The organism is Streptomyces sp. NPDC029296 (assembly GCF_055569255.1).
In genome coordinates this window covers 167555-186438 of record NZ_JBVHXT010000001.1, presented here as the reverse complement: position 1 = coordinate 186438, position 18884 = coordinate 167555, and the positions used below count along the sequence as shown (strand labels likewise).

General features: G+C 74.0%; 18 protein-coding genes. 11 read left to right on the top strand and 7 right to left on the bottom strand.

What is annotated here, in order from left to right; genetic code table 11:
* Positions 1-274: 274 nt before the first annotated feature.
* On the top strand, positions 275-775 hold the full coding sequence (locus ACZ4W9_RS00725) for a hypothetical protein (protein ID WP_467932236.1): 501 nt from the start codon (positions 275-277) through the stop codon (positions 773-775).
* Between the two features lie 8 nt (positions 776-783).
* Here ACZ4W9_RS00725 and ACZ4W9_RS00720 read toward each other — a convergent pair whose 3' ends face one another.
* The gene (locus tag ACZ4W9_RS00720; RefSeq protein WP_467932235.1) at positions 784-999 is read right to left on the bottom strand and encodes a hypothetical protein; all 216 of its coding nucleotides are present in this window, start codon (positions 997-999) and stop codon (positions 784-786) included.
* A gap of 125 nt (positions 1000-1124) precedes the next feature.
* Here ACZ4W9_RS00720 and ACZ4W9_RS00715 point away from each other — a divergent pair, with 125 nt between their 5' ends.
* Together ACZ4W9_RS00715 and ACZ4W9_RS00710 are read left to right on the top strand one after the other, a co-directional pair.
* Positions 1125-1937: an SAM-dependent methyltransferase gene (locus ACZ4W9_RS00715; RefSeq protein WP_467932234.1), complete on the top strand. Its 813-nt coding sequence runs from the start codon at positions 1125-1127 to the stop codon at positions 1935-1937.
* Complete coding sequence (locus ACZ4W9_RS00710) at positions 1934-4078, top strand: putative bifunctional diguanylate cyclase/phosphodiesterase (RefSeq protein WP_467932233.1); 2145 nt, start codon at positions 1934-1936, stop codon at positions 4076-4078. Before ACZ4W9_RS00715 ends, ACZ4W9_RS00710 begins: the two co-directional genes overlap by 4 nt.
* Positions 4079-4525: 447 nt before the next feature.
* Here ACZ4W9_RS00710 and ACZ4W9_RS00705 read toward each other — a convergent pair whose 3' ends face one another.
* Positions 4526-5461 (bottom strand): LysR family transcriptional regulator, encoded by a 936-nt coding sequence (locus ACZ4W9_RS00705; protein ID WP_467932231.1) that lies wholly within the window; start codon positions 5459-5461, stop codon positions 4526-4528.
* Positions 5462-5590: 129 nt separating this feature from the next.
* Between ACZ4W9_RS00705 and ACZ4W9_RS00700 the strand changes: the two genes are divergently transcribed.
* Positions 5591-6481 (top strand): NAD(P)H-binding protein, encoded by an 891-nt coding sequence (locus ACZ4W9_RS00700; protein WP_467932230.1) that lies wholly within the window; start codon positions 5591-5593, stop codon positions 6479-6481.
* 8 nt (positions 6482-6489) lie between these two features.
* Here ACZ4W9_RS00700 and ACZ4W9_RS00695 read toward each other — a convergent pair whose 3' ends face one another.
* Positions 6490-7374 (bottom strand): LysR family transcriptional regulator, encoded by an 885-nt coding sequence (locus ACZ4W9_RS00695; protein ID WP_467932229.1) that lies wholly within the window; start codon positions 7372-7374, stop codon positions 6490-6492.
* Positions 7375-7494: 120 nt separating this feature from the next.
* Here ACZ4W9_RS00695 and ACZ4W9_RS00690 point away from each other — a divergent pair, with 120 nt between their 5' ends.
* The 5 genes from ACZ4W9_RS00690 (at position 7495) to ACZ4W9_RS00670 (ending at position 12743) form a co-directional block, all read left to right on the top strand.
* The gene (locus ACZ4W9_RS00690; RefSeq protein ID WP_467932422.1) at positions 7495-8166 is read left to right on the top strand and encodes a succinate dehydrogenase; all 672 of its coding nucleotides are present in this window, start codon (positions 7495-7497) and stop codon (positions 8164-8166) included.
* A 2-nt stretch (positions 8167-8168) separates the two neighbouring features.
* Positions 8169-10115: a fumarate reductase/succinate dehydrogenase flavoprotein subunit gene (locus ACZ4W9_RS00685; RefSeq protein WP_467932228.1), complete on the top strand. Its 1947-nt coding sequence runs from the start codon at positions 8169-8171 to the stop codon at positions 10113-10115.
* On the top strand, positions 10112-10861 hold the full coding sequence (locus ACZ4W9_RS00680; RefSeq protein ID WP_467932227.1) for a succinate dehydrogenase/fumarate reductase iron-sulfur subunit: 750 nt from the start codon (positions 10112-10114) through the stop codon (positions 10859-10861). Before ACZ4W9_RS00685 ends, ACZ4W9_RS00680 begins: the two co-directional genes overlap by 4 nt.
* A 245-nt stretch (positions 10862-11106) precedes the next feature.
* Positions 11107-11877 (top strand): GNAT family N-acetyltransferase, encoded by a 771-nt coding sequence (locus ACZ4W9_RS00675; protein ID WP_467932226.1) that lies wholly within the window; start codon positions 11107-11109, stop codon positions 11875-11877.
* The gene (locus ACZ4W9_RS00670; RefSeq protein WP_467932225.1) at positions 11877-12743 is read left to right on the top strand and encodes a lysophospholipid acyltransferase family protein; all 867 of its coding nucleotides are present in this window, start codon (positions 11877-11879) and stop codon (positions 12741-12743) included. Before ACZ4W9_RS00675 ends, ACZ4W9_RS00670 begins: the two co-directional genes overlap by 1 nt.
* A gap of 26 nt (positions 12744-12769) precedes the next feature.
* Here ACZ4W9_RS00670 and ACZ4W9_RS00665 read toward each other — a convergent pair whose 3' ends face one another.
* From ACZ4W9_RS00665 to ACZ4W9_RS00655, 3 genes are all read right to left on the bottom strand, one after another.
* Positions 12770-15100, bottom strand: coding sequence for an ATP-binding cassette domain-containing protein (locus ACZ4W9_RS00665; RefSeq protein ID WP_467932223.1), 2331 nt, complete (start codon positions 15098-15100; stop codon positions 12770-12772).
* A 29-nt stretch (positions 15101-15129) separates the two neighbouring features.
* Positions 15130-15324: an antitoxin gene (locus tag ACZ4W9_RS00660; protein WP_467932222.1), complete on the bottom strand. Its 195-nt coding sequence runs from the start codon at positions 15322-15324 to the stop codon at positions 15130-15132.
* 78 nt (positions 15325-15402) lie between these two features.
* Entirely contained in the window at positions 15403-16410 is a 1008-nt protein-coding gene (locus ACZ4W9_RS00655; protein WP_467932221.1) for an LLM class flavin-dependent oxidoreductase, read from the bottom strand.
* A gap of 278 nt (positions 16411-16688) precedes the next feature.
* Here ACZ4W9_RS00655 and ACZ4W9_RS00650 point away from each other — a divergent pair, with 278 nt between their 5' ends.
* Positions 16689-17180, top strand: coding sequence for a phosphatase domain-containing protein (locus ACZ4W9_RS00650; RefSeq protein WP_467932220.1), 492 nt, complete (start codon positions 16689-16691; stop codon positions 17178-17180).
* Between the two features lie 16 nt (positions 17181-17196).
* Here ACZ4W9_RS00650 and ACZ4W9_RS00645 read toward each other — a convergent pair whose 3' ends face one another.
* Positions 17197-17412 (bottom strand): dodecin, encoded by a 216-nt coding sequence (locus ACZ4W9_RS00645; protein ID WP_467932218.1) that lies wholly within the window; start codon positions 17410-17412, stop codon positions 17197-17199.
* Positions 17413-17623: 211 nt separating this feature from the next.
* Between ACZ4W9_RS00645 and ACZ4W9_RS00640 the strand changes: the two genes are divergently transcribed.
* Entirely contained in the window at positions 17624-18883 is a 1260-nt protein-coding gene (locus ACZ4W9_RS00640; RefSeq protein WP_467932217.1) for an extracellular solute-binding protein, read from the top strand.
* Position 18884 lies beyond the last annotated feature (1 nt).

The following is an 18884-nucleotide window of genomic DNA, read 5'->3' as shown; positions in this document are numbered from 1 at the left end:
CACGACGCAGATCATGAGGCGTGGGCGACCGTATTACCCCGCAGTGGCCCGAGATTGCTCCGAAAGAGGGAGATCGAGCGATCCAAGGTTTGCCGCGCGAAAGAGCGGCATATGCGAAACGGGCCCCTGCGGCCCGCCCGCCCCGGGCGCCCCCCCCGCTCCCGGAAAGAACGCCCGGCCGGCGTCGAACGCGGCGGCCCCCTTGCTCCGTACCCATGGCCGTGCGGTGGCGCGGCAGGCGTCGCGGTATCCAGGTGACGATGGGGAGCTGACGATGAAGACCTCCTGGCGGACCGCCTCACTGGTGGCCACGGCCGCCGCGGTACTGGCGCTGACGACGGCGTGCGGTCAGGACGACACCACCACTCCCGCGTCGGCGGTCCGCGACGCCGGGGCGACGGTCGCGGCGGGCGACGGCGGCAACCCGGGCGACGGCACCGCCATCGGCGCGGGCAACGGATACGGCGCCGACGGCGACCAGGGTTCCACGGCTTCGGGCGCCCCGGCCGGCAAGCTGACCGTGGCGGGCGGCCCCGAGTCGGGCAAGGTGCTGACCGACGGCTCCGGCCTGACCCTCCACCGGTTCGACAAGGACACCGCCGACCCGCCGAGGACCAACTGCGCCTCCACCTGGCCTCCGGTCCAACGCCGCCGGTGCCGGGATCGACAAGGCGCTGCTCGGCGAGGTCGAGGTCACCCACGCCGACGGTTCCAGGCAGCTCACCATCGGCGGCCGGCCCGCGTACCGCTACGCCAAGGACGTCAACACCGGTGACGCAACGGTCAGGGCGTGGGCGGCACCTGGTACGCCGTCTCGCCCGACGGCAAGCCGGTCGGCGCGCCGGGCGCGTAGACCACCTCCCCGGGGTCGATCACCCCGTCCCGGCCCGGCGCGCGGCCGAGGATCCGCCCCCTCCGCACCGAGCGGAGGGGGCGGTCGTCGTGCGGGCGGAAGCCGTACGGGTCCCGCCCCGTCACGCACCGGGGTCGCATGGGCACTTGCCGCAGGCAGTGACCGGGAACGGATGGTCAATTTCCGTTTCGGGTCGCTCCTTTGGCGGGCGATCAGTAGCCTCAGCTCGAACACCGGATCGCCTACACCTGTCCACGCTTTGGAGACATACATGGAGCGTCCTGCCTGGGCCCCACGCAGCATCGACATCTCGGTGCCGAGCGTCTCGCGGATCTACGACTACTTCCTGGGCGGTTCGCACAACTTCGAGGTGGACCGGGAGGCGGCGCGCCGGGCGATGGAGTTCATGCCGGGCCTGCCGAAGGTCATGCAGGCCAATCGGGCGTTCATGCGCCGCGCGGTGCGGTTCGCGGCCGGCGAGGGCATCACCCAGTTCCTCGACATCGGCTCCGGCATCCCCACGTTCGGCAACGTCCACGAGGTGGCCCAGGCCGCCGTGCCGGGCGCCCGGGTGGTCTACGTCGACCACGATCCGGTGGCCGTCGCGCACAGCGAGGCGGTGCTCGCGGACAACGACGACGCGGGCGTGATCGCCGCCGACCTCCGCAAGCCCCGGGAAATCCTGTCCAGCCCGCGGCTGGAAGAGCTCATCGACCTGAAGCGGCCGGTGGCGCTGCTGCTCGTTGCCATACTGCACTTCGTGGACGACGCGGACGACCCGTACGGCGCGGTGGCCGAGCTGCGCGAGGCGCTCGCGCCCGGCAGCCTGCTGATCCTCACCCATGCCTCGTACGAGGGAATCCCGCTGCCCGCCGAGCGGGCCGAGGGCGCGGTGGACGTATACAAGGACATTCGCAACCCGCTGATCATGCGCTCGCGCGAGGAGATCGCGCGGTTCTTCGAGGGGTACGACATGGTGGAACCCGGACTGGTGCAGATGCCGCACTGGCGCCCGGATTCGGCGCCGGAGGACGAGGATCCGTATGCCTTCTCCGGGTTCGCCGGCGTGGGGCGTCCGGCGTGAGCGCGGAACCGGACGGGCCGGAGGACAGACTCCACCGGCTCACGACCATCTGGAGCCGGGCGGTCTACCCGGTGACCTCCACCTCGCTGACCCGCGCCGAGTTCGCGGAGGAACTCCTGCCGCTGGCCCGCCGGTTGAGCGAGCTGCTGCGCGCCCGCAACTTCGACGCGGACGCGGCGAAGGCGGTCGGTGCCGCCCTGGTCGGCGCGCACTGCACCGACCCCGAGGCGCTGGCCCGCACCCTGGACTGCGTGGACGCCTATCTGGTCCTGTACTGCGGCGAGGACGGCCCCCAGGACGAACTGCGGCTGCGGTCCTCGAAGTTGCAGCACGCGATGGCCGCCGGCTACGCGCAGGCGCTGCGCGTGCGCACCCGTGCCGAGCAGGAGGCCATCGCCCAGGCCGCGTTGCGGGCCCAGGGCGTGGTCGCCCAGGCGCTGCACGCGAGCGAGGCCCGGTTCCGCGCGGTCTTCGAGGGCGCCGCCATAGGGATCGGCATCGCCGACCTCGACGGCCACGTCCTCCAGGTCAACGAGGCGCTGCTGCGGATGTTCGGCCTGTCCGAGCAGACCCTGCGCGGCCGGCGCGTCCAGGACTGGGTGCACCCCGAGGACGCCCCGCAGATCCGGCGGCTGTACGAGGAACTGGTCCGCGGCGAGCGCGAGCACTACCACGTGGAGAAGGCGTTCAACCGGCCTGACGGAACGGTCCTGTGGACCAATCTGACGGTCTCGCTGCTGCGCGACGCCGACGGGCGCCCGCAGTACCAGCTGGCCCTGATGGAGGACACCACCGAGCGCCGGCTGCTCAACCTGCGGCTGCGCTACGAGGCCACCCACGACGCCCTGACCGGCCTGCCCAACCGCACCCTGTTCTTCGAGCGGCTGGAGAAGGCCCTGAACGCGGGCGAGGGCCAGCGCTTCGGCCTGTGCTACCTGGACCTGGACGGCTTCAAGACCATCAACGACAGCCTGGGCCACGCGGCCGGCGACCGGCTGCTGGTGGAGGTCGCCGACCGGCTCCAGTCCTGCGCGACCGCGCCCGGAGAGATGGTCGCCCGGCTGGGCGGCGACGAGTTCGTGGCCCTGACCACCGGCCCCGGCACCGAGCGCGGGGTCGACGAACTCGCCGAGCGCATCATGAACGCGCTCGTGACCCCCATCAGCGTCGACGGGCGTGACCTGCTGGTCCGCGGCAGCCTGGGCATCGTGGAGGGGCCGGCCGGCGAGCGTACCGCCGCCGAGGTGCTGCGCAGCGCCGACATCACCATGTACCGGGCGAAGTCGGCGGGCGGCAACCGCGCGGAGCTCGCCGACCCCGAGGCCGACGCCCGCGCCATCACCCGGCACGGCCTGACCACGGCGCTGCCGACCGCCCTGGAGCGCGGCGAGTTCTTCATCGAGTACCAGCCCCTGGTGCACCTCGGCGACGGCAGTGTGCGCGGCGCCGAGGCCCTGGTGCGCTGGCTGCACCCGCAGCACGGGGTCCTCGGCCCGGACCGGTTCATCCCGCTCGCCGAGCACACCGGCCTGATCGTGCCGCTGGGCCGCTGGGTGCTGGAGGAGTCCATCCGGCAGGCCCGTGCCTGGCGTGAACGGCACGGCGGGCCGGCCGGCGCCGGACCGCTGCGGATCAACGTCAACCTCTCGCCCTGCCAGCTCGGGCACCCGGGGCTGGTGCAGGACACCGTGGAGATCCTCGAACGCGCGGGGGTCACCCCGGACGCGCTGTGCCTGGAGGTCACCGAGTCCGCGCTCATCGGCGCCGACGACGACCTCCTCAAACCCCTGCGCCGGCTCGCCGAGATGGGCGTCGACATCGCCCTGGACGACTTCGGCACCGGCTACTCCAACCTCGCCAACCTGCGCCGGCTGCCGGTCAGCATCCTCAAGCTCGACCGCTCCTTCACCCAGGGCATGCAGCGGTTCCCCGCCGACCCCGTCGACCTGAAGATCGTGGAGGGCATCGTCTCCCTCGCCCACAGCCTCGACCTGGCGGTCACGGTCGAGGGCGTGGAGACCGGCGCCCAGGCCGAGCAACTGCGCATACTGGGCTGCGACACGGCCCAGGGCTGGTACTACGCCCGCCCGGGCCCACCGGAACGGCTCCACGACCTGGCCCTGGTGGACGCGACGGGCTGAGCGGCGACGGGATTCCCGTGGCCGCCGGTCCTTTCGCCATGAGCGGCGCGCCCCGCCCGGCGCGGAGGTCTCCGCCCGACCCGAGCGCGCCGACGGCGGGGGGCCGCACGACCGCGCCGGCATTCCGCCCGCCGCGCGTGGCCGGGAGCGGCCCGGTGGCGCCCGGTCCCGGTGTCCGTCACGCCGTCCTGTCCCTCGTGCGAGGGGACGTGGCGGTCTCGTGCTCGCGAGGGGGTGGACTGCCGTAGGTCCGCCGGGCCGGTCGGCTACGTGTGGGCGCCCGGGAGCGGCCGGGTGGCCGGGGTCCGCCGCCCGTGCGTGGCCGGAAGCGGCCCGGTGGCGCCCGGTCCCGGTCGATCGTCACACCGTCCCGTCCCTCGCGCGCCGGGACGCGGCGGTCTCGTGCTCGCGAGGGGTGGACTGCCGTAGGTCTGCCGGGCCGGTCGGCTACGTGGCCGGATGGCCGGTGTCCGCCGCGCCGGTCCGCCGCCCGTGCGTGGCCGGGAGGGGTCCGGCGGCCGTGTCCGCGGAGACCGGTACGCCGGCCCCCGCGCCGCGCGTTCCCGCGGCCACGCTCGTGGCCGACCGCACCAGCGCCGCCGTGGCCAGGGAACGGGACTGCTGCGGCCAGGCGATGGCCAGCACCGAGGGCGGCGCGTCCGCGACCGTCCGGTAGACGACCCCGGGACGCGGATAGCGGCCGGCGACGGAGGCCGGCAGCACGGCCACCGCGTCGCCCAGCGCGATCAGCGTGAGCAGTTGGGCGAGGTCCCGGCCCGCGCTCCGGGTCTCCTCGAGGAACCGGTGCAGCTCCCCGGGCCGCAGCCCCAGGTCGCCGAGGGTGACCCCGTCCCGGGCGGCCAGGGGGTGGGCCGCGCCGAGGGCGGCGACCCGGTCCTCGACGAGCAGGGGCTCGCTGTCCAGCCCGGTGCGGTCGAACGGCTCGTGCAGCAGCGCCACGTCGGCCTCCCCGCGCCGCAGCAGCCGGGGCTGTTCCCGCCAGGCGCACAGGCGGACCGCCACCGGCAGCGCGCCCGGCCGGGCGGCGTAGTGCTCCAGGAGGGGCTCCAGCAGGCCCGCGTCGCCGTCGGCCTTCACCGCCAGGACCAGCTTCCGGTCCGGCCCGGCCGCGCGCCGCGCCCGCCGCCCGGCCGCCTGGAGGGCGTCCAGCGCGAACCGCGCCTCGGGCAGCAGCACCTCACCCGCCTCGGTCAGCGCGACGTGGTGCGTGGTCCGGTCGAACAGCGGCACGCCCAGCTCGGCCTCCAGCCGGCGGATCGCGCGGGACAGCGGCGGCGGGGAGATGCCCAGCCGCTCGGCGGCGCGGGCGAAGTTCAGTTCCTCGGCCACGGCGACGAAGTAGTGCAACAGGCGGGAGTCCACCCGCACCCCCTCCGCTCGGTATTGCCCCGAGGGTAACAACCCTGAGCCGGCCGGACCTTCAGTTCCCGGAGGCCCACGGGCAGGCTCGGGCACGTCTTCCTCCCGCCGCAGACCCTTACGGAGCCCCTCATGATCCTCGTGACCACCCCGACCGGCCGGATCGGCGGCCAGGTCCTCGCCTCCCTGCTCGCCGCCGGGGACGCGGCGGGGCCGGTGCGCGTCGTCGTCCGCGACCCCGCCCGGCTCGCCCCGGAGGTACGCGACCGCGTAGAGACCGTCCCCGGCTCGCACGCCGACCCCGACGTCATGGCCAAGGCGTGCGCGGGCATCGACCGGGTGTTCTGGCTGGTGCCGCCGTCACTCGCCGCCGACAGCGTCGAGGGCCACTTCCGCGCCTTCGCCCGGCCGCTGGCCGACGCGGTCGCGGCGCAGGGCGTCGAGCGGGTCGTCGCCGTCTCCACCCTGGGCCGGGGGGTCGCCGAGCGGGCCGGGCAGATCTCCGCCGCGCTGGCCGCCGACGACGAGATCCGGGCCACCGGCGTCCACCACCGCGCGCTGTGCCCGCCCTACCTGATGGAGAACCTGCTCACCCAGGCCGCCGCCCTCCGCGACGGCGGTGAGCTGACCATGGCGGTGCCCGGCGACCGGGTGCTGCGCACCTGCGCCACCCGGGACATCGGCGCCACGGCCGCGCGGCTGCTGCTGGACGGCTCCTGGACCGGCCAGGCCGACGTACCGCTGGCCGGTCCCGACGACCTCACGCCCGAGGGCATGGCGCGGGTGGTGTCCGAGGTGCTGGGCCGGCCGGTCCGCTTCCGCCGGATCGACGCCGACGACCAGCGGGCCGCGCTCCTGCGGTACGGCGCGAGCGAGGACGCCGCCCGGGGCCTGGCCGACATGATGCGCGCCCTCACCCGCCAGGACTTCTACGGCGCCGGCGTGCCCGTCACCCCCGACACCGCGCCGACCGGCTTCCGCCGGTGGTGCGAGGAGGTGCTCAGGCCCGCCCTCCTCGGCTGAGCCCGGGCTCAGCGCTCCAGCAGCATCCGCTGCAACTCCCGCGCCGCCCGCGGCGGGGCCACGTCGCTGCGGTGGGCGAGCGCGATCGTACGGTGCAGACCGGGCCGGGCCAGCGGGGTCACCCGCAGCCCGCGCCCGGCCCGGGTGGCGACCATGCGCGGCACCACCGCCACCCCCAGCCCGGCCCGGACGAAGCCCAGCACCGCGTCCATCTCGCCGCCCTCCACCGCGAAGTCCGGCTCGAAGCCCTCGGCCCGGCACGCGGCCACGGTCAGCTCCCGCAGGTCGTAGCCGTGCCGGAACATCACCAGCCGTTCGCCCGCCAGGTCGGCGATGCGGATCACCCGCCCGCCTCGGCCGGGCGCGGGTGCCTCGGGCGAGGACACCACCACCAGGTCCTCGCGCAGCAGCTCCACCGTGGTCAGCGCGGGCGCCGGCGTCGGCAGCGGCAGCACGACCAGCGCCAGGTCGAGCGCCCCGCGCGCCAGCTCCCGCACCAGGTCGTGCGAGCCGCCCTCCTCGATCAGCAGCCGGATGCCCGGGTACCGGTCGTGGAAGGCGTGCAGCACGTCCGGCAGCAGCCCGGTGCACAGGCTCGGCGTCGCCCCCAGCCGCACCCGCCCCCGCCGCAGCTGCACCAGCTCCTGCACCTCGTGCCGGGCGGTGTCCGCGTCGGCCAGGATCCGCCGGGCCAGTGGCAGCAGCGCCTCGCCCGCGTCGGTGAGCGTGATGTTGCCCCGGGCGCGCAGGAACAGATCCGCGCCCAGCTCCCGCTCCAGCGCCTTGATCTGCTGCGACAGCGACGGCTGGGCCACGTGCACGCGCTCGGCGGCCCGGGTGAAGTGCCGGGTCTCGGCGACGGCCACGAAGTACTGGAGCTGTGGGAACTGCATCCAGCCACAATAGCCACAGACTATGGAAACAAGCTGCATCATGTCTTGGACCGATCGGGACCTTCGGCCCTAGCGTGCTGTCCCATGGCTCTGGCAACGCGGACGGACCGACGGCCGTCCATGGCGCGTACCGTGTGGGACAGCTCCGTCGGCAAGAAGACGGTCATGGCCGTCAGCGGCGTGATCATGCTGCTGTACCTGGTCGCCCACGTCATCGGCAACCTGAAGATCTTCTTCGGGCCCGACGAGTTCAACCACTACGCGCACTGGCTGCGCACCGTCGGCGAACCGTTCATGCACTACGAGTGGACGCTCTGGCTGATCCGGATCGTCCTGATCGTCGCCGTGGTCGCCCACGCCACCTCCGCCTACCAGCTCAGCCGCCGCGACCTCAAGGCCCGCCCCACCCGCTACGTCCACGCCAAGCCGCGGGCGAGCTACGCGACGCGCACCATGCGCTGGGGCGGTGTCATCCTCGGGCTGTTCATCGTCTGGCACATCCTCGACCTGACCACCGGCACCGTGCACCCCGGCGGCTTCCAGGAGGGACACCCGTACCAGAACGTCGTGGACACCTTCTCCACCTGGTACGGCAACGTCGTCTACATCGTCGCGATGCTCGCGCTCGGCCTGCACATCCGGCACGGCTTCTGGAGCGCCGCCCAGACCCTCGGCGTCGGCAGCCGCGCCCGCGACCGCGCCCTGAAGACCGTCGCCGACGTCCTCGCGCTGCTGCTCACGGCCGGCTTCATCGCCGTACCCGTGGGCGTCATGACCGGAGTGGTGAGCTGACCATGACCTACACCGACTACGCGACCGGTGCGCCGGTGGCCGACACCAAGGCCCCGTCCGGCCCGGTCCACGAGCGCTGGGACAAGCGCCGGTTCGAGGCCAAGCTGGTCAACCCGGCCAACCGGCGCAAGCACACGGTGATCGTGGTGGGCACCGGCCTCGCGGGCGGCTCCGCCGGCGCCACCCTCGCCGAACAGGGCTACCACGTCGTCCAGTTCTGCTACCAGGACTCCCCGCGCCGGGCCCACTCCATCGCCGCGCAAGGCGGCATCAACGCGGCGAAGAACTACCGCAACGACGGTGACTCCGTCCACCGGCTGTTCTACGACACCGTCAAGGGCGGCGACTTCCGCGCCCGCGAGTCCAACGTGCACCGCCTCGCGCAGATCTCCGTGGAGATCATCGACCAGTGCGTGGCCCAGGGCGTGCCGTTCGCCCGCGAGTACGGCGGCCTGCTCGACACCCGCTCCTTCGGCGGCGTCCAGGTCTCCCGCACCTTCTACGCCCGCGGCCAGACCGGCCAGCAGCTCCTGCTCGGCGCCTACCAGGCGCTGTCCCGGCAGATCGCCGCCGGGAACGTGGAGCTGCACCCGCGCACCGAGATGCTGGACCTGATCGTCGTCGACGGACGGGCTCGCGGCATCGTCGCCCGGGACCTGGTCACCGGAGAGATCGGCACGTACTTCGCGGACGCCGTCGTCCTCGCCTCCGGCGGCTACGGCAACGTCTTCTACCTGTCGACCAACGCCATGAACTCCAACGCGACCGCGATCTGGCGGGCGCACCGGCGCGGCGCCTACTTCGCCAACCCCTGCTTCACCCAGATCCACCCCACCTGCATCCCGCGCACCGGCGACCACCAGTCCAAGCTGACCCTGATGAGCGAGTCGCTGCGCAACGACGGCCGGATCTGGGTGCCCAAGGCCAAGGGCGACACCCGGCCGCCGCACCGGATCCCCGAGGACGAGCGCGACTACTACCTGGAACGCATCTACCCCTCCTTCGGCAACCTGGTGCCCCGGGACATCGCCTCCCGCGCCGCGAAGAACGTCTGCGACGAGGGCAGGGGGGTCGGCCCCGGCGGCCAGGGCGTCTACCTGGACTTCGCCGACGCCATCGAACGCATGGGACGGGGGGCCGTCGAGGCCAAGTACGGCAACCTCTTCGACATGTACCAGCGGATCACCGACGAGGATCCGTACCAGGTGCCGATGCGCATCTACCCGGCCGTGCACTACACGATGGGCGGCCTGTGGGTCGACTACGACCTGCAGACCACCATCCCCGGCCTGTTCGCCATCGGCGAGGCCAACTTCTCCGACCACGGCGCCAACCGGCTCGGCGCCTCCGCCCTGATGCAGGGCCTGGCCGACGGCTACTTCGTGCTGCCGGCCACCATCAACGACTACCTCGCCCGCAATCCCCACCAGGACCCGGTCACCGACGCGCACCCGGTCGTCCAGGAGGCGCTGGCCGAGACCGAGGACCGGATCAACCTGCTGCTGGCCGTGGACGGCGACCGCACCCCGGACTCCTTCCACCGCGAACTCGGCGAGCTGATGTGGGAGTTCTGCGGCATGGCCCGCACCGACACGGGGCTGCGCAAGGCCCTGGAGCGCATCCCGCAGATCCGCGAGGAGTTCTGGCGGCGCATCAAGGTGCCCGGCACCGGCGAGGAGTTCAACCAGTCGCTGGAGAAGGCCAACCGCGTCGTCGACTACCTGGAGCTCGCCGAGCTGATGTGCCTCGACGCGCTGCACCGCGCCGAGTCGTGCGGCGGCCATTTCCGCGAGGAGTCCCAGACCCCCGACGGCGAGGCCGCCCGCAGGGACGAGGAGTTCTCCTACGCCGCCGCCTGGGAGTTCACCGGCACCGGCGAGGCTCCCGTCCTGCACAAGGAAGACCTGGTCTTCGAGTACGTCCATCCCACCCAGCGGAGCTACGCATGAAGCTCACCCTGCGCGTCTGGCGGCAGAAGAACGCCGGCGCCGAAGGAGCGATGTCCACCTACGAGGTGGACGACATCTCGCCCGACATGTCCTTCCTGGAGATGCTGGACGTCCTCAACGAACAGCTCATCCTGTCCGGTGAGGAACCCGTCGCCTTCGACCACGACTGCCGCGAGGGCATCTGCGGCGCGTGCAGCCTCGTCATCAACGGCGACGCGCACGGGCCGGAGCGCACCACCACCTGCCAGCTGCACATGCGGTCCTTCGCGGACGGCGACACGATCGACGTCGAGCCGTGGCGGGCGTCCGCGTTCCCGGTGATCAAGGACCTGGTGGTGGACCGCTCGGCGTTCGACCGGATCATCCAGGCCGGCGGCTACATCACCGCCCCCACCGGCTCCGCGCCGGAGGCCCACGCCACCCCGGTGCCCAAGGCCGACGCCGACTTCGCGTTCGAGCACGCCGAGTGCATCGGCTGCGGGGCGTGCGTGGCCGCGTGCCCCAACGGCGCGGCGATGCTCTTCACCTCCGCCAAGGTCAACCACCTCAACGTGCTGCCCCAGGGCGCACCCGAGCGGGAGACGCGGGTGCTGGACATGGTGGCCCAGATGGACGCCGAGGGCTTCGGCGGGTGCACGCTCACCGGCGAGTGCGCCACGGCCTGCCCCAAGGGCATCCCGCTGGTGTCCATCACCGGCATGAACAAGGAGTGGCTGCGGGCCACCCGCAAGGCGGGCAAGAGGTAGCCGCCACCTGAGGACGTTCGCCGACCAGTGGCGGGCGGGCGGGGCCGGGGAGGTGCTCACCCGGCCCCGTCTGGTGTTCCGGGCCCCGCCCGCCGAGGACGGCCGACCAAGGCGTTCACCACCCCCACATCCGCGCTCCTGGCACCGGTCACACGCGCGCCAACCGGTCTCGGAAGAACAGGAACGGCGGGCCGCACGCACGGGCCCGCCGCCCCTGCCGACCCGGCCCGTGCCCAGGAGTAGCCATGACCGGCGTTCCCACCCTCGACCGTTCCCCGCAGCCCGCGGCACCCGCCCGCTACACCGTAACCCTCGCCCGCGACGAGGCCGACGTGCGTGCCGCGCAGCGGCTGCGGCACGACGTCTTCGCCGGGGAGATGGGAGCCCTGCTGGGCACCCCGGAACCGGGGTACGACATCGACGCCTTCGACGCCTACTGCGACCACCTCCTCGTCCGCGAGGAGACGACCGGGCAGGTCGTCGGCACCTACCGGCTGCTGCCGCCCGAGCGGGCCGCCGTCGCCGGGCGGCTGTACTCCGAGGGCGAGTTCGACCTCGCCGCGCTCGACACGATCCGGCCGCACCTGGTCGAGGTCGGCCGCTCCTGCGTCCACCCGGACCACCGCGACGGCGCCGTCATCGGCCTGATCTGGGCCGGCATAGCCCGCTACATGACCGAACGGGGCCACGCGTGGCTGGCGGGCTGCTGCTCCCTGCCGCTCGCCGACGGCGGCGCCCTCGCCACCGGCACCTGGCAGCGGGTGCGCGAACGCCACCTGGCGCCCGAGGAGTTCCGGGTCCGGCCGCTGCTGCCGTGGACCGCGCCCGCCGGCGCCCCGGCCGCCCGCACCGAGCTGCCCGCCCTGCTGCGCGGCTACCTCCGGCTCGGCGCCTGGGTGTGCGGCGAACCCGCGCACGACCCCGACTTCGGCGTCGCCGACCTCTACGTCCTGCTGCCGATGCACCGGGTCGACCCCCGCTACCTGCGGCACTTCCTCTCCCTCGTCCCGGCCTGATGAGCGGCTGGCTGCCCACCGCGCCGTGCACCCCGGGCGCCTGCGTCCAGCCCGCCCGGGCCGCCGCGTCCGTCCCCAGGGCCGTGCTGCGGCTGACCGCCGTCGCGGCCCTGGTGCTGGCCGGGATCGCGCTGTCCCCCTTCGGGGAGAGGATCCCCGCCGAGTGGATCCGGCGGTGGTGCCGGCTGATCGTGCGGGCCGCGGGGGTGCGGGTCCGGATCACCGGCGCCGCCCCGCCGGGCGGCGGGCTGCTGCTGGTCGCCAACCACGTCTCCTGGCTGGACGTCCCGCTGCTCGCCGCCGTACGCCCGGCCAGGATGCTCGCCAAGGCCGAGGTCCGGCGCTGGCCCGTGGCGGGCGCGGTCGTCGCGCGCGGCGGGACCCTGTTCATCGACCGGGACCGGTTGCGCACGCTGCCCGGCACGGTGGCCCGGATCGCCGGCACCCTGCGCGGGGGCGGGGCGGTGACCGTCTTCCCCGAGGGCAGCACCTGGTGCGGGCGCGCCCAGGGCCGCTTCCGCCGCGCCGCCTTCCAGGCCGCCCTCGACGCGGGCGTGCCCGTCCAACCGGTCGGCCTGCGCTACCGGCGGCACGACGGGGGCCCCGGCACCGCGGCGGCCTTCGTCGGCGAGGACACCCTGGCGGCCTCGCTGTGGCGGGTGGCCCGGACCCGCGGCCTGGTCGCCGAGGTGGAGATACGGCCGCTGATCCGGCCGGGCACCCACCCCGACCGGCGTACCCTGGCCCGCGCGGCCCAGCCGGCCGCACCCGAGCCCGCCTGGACCCACGCGGCCCTGGTCGCCGGCGCCCAAATCCGGCCGCCCGGCCCCGGCCGACGGGCGGGCCGTGCGGCACTCGGAGCCTGACGGCGGATCCGTGGCGGCCACGGCGCTCAGGGCATGACCCGCGCCAGATAGGGCGCCGTCGCGCTGTCCCCGGCCCGGGACACCCGGTCCGGCGGGCCTTCCGCCACCACGCGGCCGCCCCGGTCGCCGCCGCCCGGGCCGAGGTCGATCACCCAGTCGGCGCCCGCGACCACCGTCATGTCGTGCTCCACCACGACGACCGTGTGCCCGGCGTCGACCAGCCCGTGCAACCGGTCCGTCAGCACCTCCACGTCGGCCGGGTGCAGTCCGGTCGTCGGCTCGTCCAGCAGGTACAGGGTGTGGCCCCGGCGCCCCCGCTGGAGTTCGCTCGCCAGCTTGATCCGCTGCGCCTCCCCGCCGGACAGCTCGGTCGCCGGCTGCCCGAGCCGCAGATACCCCAGGCCCACGTCCAGCAGGGCGCCCAGGCTCCGGGCGGCGCCCGGGGTGTCCGCGAAGAACTCCGCCGCGGCCTCCACGGTCAGGTCCAGCACCTCGGCGATGTTCCGGCCGCGGTAGGTCACCCGGAGCGTCTCGGGGCGGTAGCGGGCGCCGGCGCAGTCCGGGCAGGGCGCGTAGGTGCTCGGCAGGAACAGCAGCTCCACGCTGACGAACCCCTCGCCCTGGCAGGTCTCGCAGCGCCCTCCGGGCACGTTGAAGGAGAACCGCCCGACGCCGTACCCGCGCGCCCGCGCCTCCTCGGTGCCGGCGAACACCTTCCGGACGACGTCGAACAGGCCCGTGTACGTCGCCAGGTTGGAGCGCGGGGTGCGCCCGATGGGCCTCTGGTCGACCCGGACCAGCCGCCCCACCCCCGGCAGCTCCTGCGTCAGCTCCCCGACGAGCGTGGACTTCCCGGAACCGGAGACACCGGTGACCGCGGTGAACGCGCCGAGCGGGAACCGGGCCGTCACCGCGCGCAGGTTGTGCCGGGTCACCGGGCCCACCGTCAGCCAGCCGCGCGGCTCGCGGACCTCGCGCGTCGGCCCGGGCGCCTCGTCGAAGAGGTAGGCGGCCGTCGCCGACCCCGCCACCGACGCCAGCTCGGCCGGCGGCCCGCTGTACAGCACCCGCCCGCCGTGCTCGCCCGCGCCGGGGCCCACGTCCACCACCCAGTCGGCGCCGCGCACCACGTCCAGATGGTGTTCCACCACGAACACCGAGTTCCCGGCCGCCTTCAGCCGGTCCAGGACGGCGATCAGCGCCTCGGTGTCCGCCGGGTGCAGCCCGGCGGACGGCTCGTCCAGCACGTACACCACGCCGAACAGCCCGGACCGCAACTGGGTGGCCAGCCGCAGCCGTTGCAGCTCGCCCGCGGAGAGCGTGGGCGCGGCCCGGTCCAGGCTGAGGTAGCCGAGGCCCAGTTCGACCACCGGCGCGATCCGGGACTTCAGGTCGGCCGTGAGGACCCTCGCCGTCTCGTCGTCCCCGTCCGGCAGGTCCGCGAGGCCGGTCAGCGGCAGCGCCGCCAGCTCGGCGATGTTCCGGCCGCCGTAGGTCACCGCGAGCGCCTCGGGCCGCAGCCGGCTGCCGCCGCAGGCCGGGCACGGGGTGCTGGTCAGGAACCGCTCGGCCTTCGCCCGCAGGGTGGCCGACTTGGTGTCGGAGAACGTCTTCAGCACATACCGGCGGGCGCTCGTGTAGGTGCCCTGGTAGGGCCGCTGGATGCGGTCGGCGTCCCGCACCGGGTGGACGGTGACCACCGGCTGCTCGTCGGTGAACAGGATCCAGTCGCGCTGCTCGGCGGGCAGCTCCCGCCAGGGCCGGTCCACGTCGTAGCCGAGCGTGTCCAGGATGTCCCGCAGGTTCTTGCCCTGCCAGGCGCCCGGCCACGCCGCGATCGCCCCCTCGCGGATGGACAGCGAGGGGTCCGGGACCAGGAGTTCCTCGGTCGTCCCGTGCACCTGCCCGAGGCCGTGGCAGCGGGGGCAGGCGCCGGCCGCCGTGTTCGGTGAGAAGGCGTCCGAGTCGAGCCGCTCGGCGCCGGGCGGATAGCGGCCGGCCCGGGAGAACAGCATCCGCAGTGAGTTGGAGAGGTTGGTGACCGTGCCCACCGAGGAGCGCGAGGTGGGCGACGAGCGGCGCTGCTGGAGCGAGACCGCCGGGGGCAGCCCGGTGATCTCGCCGACCTTCGGGGCCCCGACCTGGTGGATCAGCCGGCGCGCGTACGGCGCGACCGACTCGAAGTACCGCCGCTGGGCCTCGGCGTAGACGGTGCCGAACGCCAGGGAGGACTTCCCCGAGCCGGAGACCCCGGTGAACACGGCCAGTACGTCGCGGGGGATGTCCACGTCCACGCTCTTGAGGTTGTGCTCGCGGGCGCCGCGGACGCGGACGAAGGGGTCGTGGGGGGTGTGCACCGGGGAACTCTATCCGCCCCCGTGCGCCACTACCGCGGGGGGTTGCCGGGGTCCTGCGGCCGGGTGCCGAACTTGTCCCTCAGCTTGTCCTGACCGGTGTCGACCTGCGACCGGTACTTGTTCCCGGTGCGCTGGTCGAGATAGTCGCCGCCCTTGTCGATGCCCTTGTCGGCCGTGCTCTCGTGGCCCTTGAGCATGCCCTTGATCTTGTCCATGAAGGACATGGCAGCCCTCCTCGTCGCTGACAGGCTTGCCCTCCCAGAGTCACCGGCCCGCGCCGGAACCGCATCTCGGAACGGCCTTCACCGGCCGGGCGCGAACAGCGCGGCGAGCCGCCGGTAGGAGTCCAGCAGGGCCGTGCGGTCGTAAGTGCTGGTCGTGACGAGCACCTCCTGGGCGCCCGTCTCCGCCAGCACCGTCTCCAGCTCCCGCGCGACCCGCTCCGGGGTGCCCGCGAGGTGCCCGGTGAGCGCCGATTCGTAGAGGTCCCGTTCCCTCGCCGTCATCGTGCGCGCCCGAACCGACTCGGCGGGAGCGAGCGGCGGGAAGGTGCCGTGGGTGCGGGAGTACGCCAGCGACCAGGCCTCGGGGACCAGCAGCCGGCGCGCCTCGGCCTCGGTGCCGGCGACCGCGACCGTGCCGGAGATCACCACGTACGGCTCGGCCGCCCAGCGCGAGGGGCGGAACAGGGAGCGGTACTGGTCGATGCCGCGCAGCATCTTCTCCCGGCCCCGCAGATTGCCGATGACCAGGGGCAGGCCCGCGCGGGCCGCGACGCGTGCGCCCTCGCCCAGCGCCAGCACGAACGGCGGCACGGTCAGGCCTTCCGAGGGACGGGCCCGCACCCCGGTCGGCGAGCCGCCGGTGAACCAGTCGAGCAGTTCGCCGAGCTGCGCCGCGAAGCCCTCGGCGTCGCCCTTGTCCCGGCCGAGCGCCTTGCGCACCCCGTCCGTGAACCCCACGGAGCGGCCGAGCCCCATGTCGATCCGCCCCGGGAACAGCGCCTCCAGCACCCCGAACTGCTCGGCGACGACCAGGGGCCGGTGGTTGGGCAGCATGACCCCGCCGGTGCCGACCCGGATGGTGCGGGTGGCCGCGGCGACGGCGGCGGCGAGCACGGTCGGCGCGGACCCGGCGACGCCCGGCACCCCGTGGTGCTCGGACACCCAGAACCGGTGGTAGCCGAGCGCCTCCGCCTCCCGGGCCAGCGCGACGGTGTCCCGCAGCGCCTCGGCCGGCGGGCGGCCCTGACGGGTGCGGGAGCGGTCGAGGAGGGAGAACCGGGTCCGGCTGATCACTGTGCTGCTCACACGGGGTTCAACGCGCGGACGCGCACGGGATTCCCGGGCCCGCCCCGGTCGGCGTGCGGCTACGCGCGCGGCCGACCGTGCGGTGCCCCGCGCGGAGGCCGGCGGCAGGGGGCCGGCGCGGCTCGGCGCGGTGGCCGGGCGCAGGCCGGGGCCGAGGCTTTGCGCACGAGGCCGCGCGGACGGCCGGCGGCCCGGTCCGTCCCCGGGCCCCGGCCCCGTTGGCCCCCCGGCCGTCCGGGCGGGTTGCCGGGCGCCGGGGACTGACTAGGGTGGCCCGTGTGACCGACCGCAGCGGGCCGCCGATCGCCGTGTTCGACCTCGACAACACGCTGGCCGACACCGCCCACCGCCAGCACTTCCTGGAGGGCCGGCGGCGGAACTGGGCCGCGTTCTTCGCCGCCGCGCCCGCGGACCCGCCGCTCGCCGAGGGCGTGGCGCTGGCCGTGGAGAGCGCCCGTGCCTGCGAGGTCGTCTATCTGACCGGCCGCCCCGAGCGGTACCGCCGGGACACCCTGGAGTGGCTCGCGGCCCACGGACTGCCGAAGGGCCGGGTGTTCATGCGGGACGACGCCGATCGCAGACCGGCCCGGCTCACCAAGCTGGGGATCCTGCGCCGGCTCGCCCGGGGCCGCGAGGTCCGGGTGCTCGTGGACGACGACGAGCTGGTCTGCGACGACGCCGAACGCGCCGGTTTCGCCGTCGTACGGGCGCGCTGGGCGCGGAAGTCGGCCGCGCTGGAGGAGGCACAGGAGCGGGAGGGCCGCACCTGACGCGCGCCGGGGCGGCTCAGGCGCCGTCCTCGATGCGGAAGCCGACCTTCAGGCCCACCTGGTAGTGCTCGATCCGGCCGTCCTCGATCTGGCCGCGGACCTGGGTCACCTCGAACCAGTCCAGATTGCGCAGCGTCTGGTCGGCGCGGGCGATGCCGTTGCGGATGGCCTGGTCGACGCCCTCGTGCGAGGTGCCGACGATCTCGGTGACCCGGTAGGTGTGGTTCGTCATGCGGGTGCTCCTTACGTGTCACGCCGTACTCCACCGTGCACCATCCGCGCGGTCCGCGCACGGCGTCCCGGGCGTACCACGCGGTAGCGCTTGACCTCTCGATTGGTCCATACCAAAATCCAGCACACCCGTACGAGCCCCCGCGCTCCGCCCCCCACGTCGGGCCCCCACCCCTGTCCCAGGACCCTCGCCAGACAGAACAGGACCCCTCGTGAGACGTCGTCTGCTCGCCCTCCTCTGTGTCACCGGCTCCCTCGTCAGCGCCTGCGGGATGCTCCCCGGCGGCGACGAGGAGCGGACGACCGTCACCGTCTGGCTGATGAAGGACAGCGCCTCCAAGGAGTTCCTGCGGCGGTTCACCGAGGACTTCGAGCGCACCCACGACGACCTGCGCCTCGACATCCGCATCCAGGAATGGACCGGCATCGTCGAGAAGGTCCGCGGCGCGCTCAAGGCACCCTCCGGCGACGGCCCGGACGTCATCGAGGTCGGCAACACCCAGGTGCCGCTGTACGCCGACGGCGGCCGGCTGGCGGACCTCACCCTGGAGTCGATGCGGGACTGGGGCAAGGACACGTGGCTGCCCGGCCTCGCCGAGCCCGGCAAGGACGGCAACAAGCAGTACGGCATCCCCTGGTACGCGGCCAACCGGGTCGTCATCTACCGCAAGGACCTGTTCCGGCAGGCCGGCATCACCCGCCCGCCGCGGACGCGCGGGGAATGGCTCGCCGCCACCGAGAAGCTGAACAGCGGCGGGAACCAGGGCATCTACCTCGCGGGCCAGGACTGGTACACGCTCGCCGGGTTCGTCTGGGACGAGGGCGGCGAACTCGCCGAGGAGAAGGACCACGAGTGGCGGGGCACCCTGGACAGCCCGGCCGCGCTGCGCGGCATGGACTTCTACCGGCGGCTCCAGGCACTCGGCCGGGGCCCCGCGGACGCCGACGAGGAACACCCGCCGCACGCCGGGGTGTTCGCCGGCGGCGAGGTCGCGCAGATCATCGCCCTGCCCGGGCTCGCCCAGTCGATCGTCCGGCAGAACCCCGGACTCAAGGACAAGATCGGCTTCTTCCCCGTGCCCGGCCGCACCGCCGGCCGGCCCGGCACCGTCTTCACCGGCGGCTCCGACCTCGTCGTCCCGCGCAACACCGACGACCAGTTCGCCGCGACCACCGTCGTCGGGGCGCTCACCGGCGCCAAGTGGGACACCGAACTGGCCCGCGCCATGAACTACGTGCCCAACAAGACCACGCTGGCCGGCGAGGTCACCGGCGCGGAGGGGGTCGCCGCCATGGCCGCGGGCGCGGCGCACGGCCGGGCGACCCCCACCACCCCTCAGTGGGCCGACGTCGAGGCCGACAACCCGATCAAGGAGTACATGACCCGGGTGCTCCGGGGCGCCGACCCGGCGACCGAGGCCCGCCGTGCCTCCCGGAAGATCACCGAGGCGCTCGTCCCGGACGTGGGCTGAG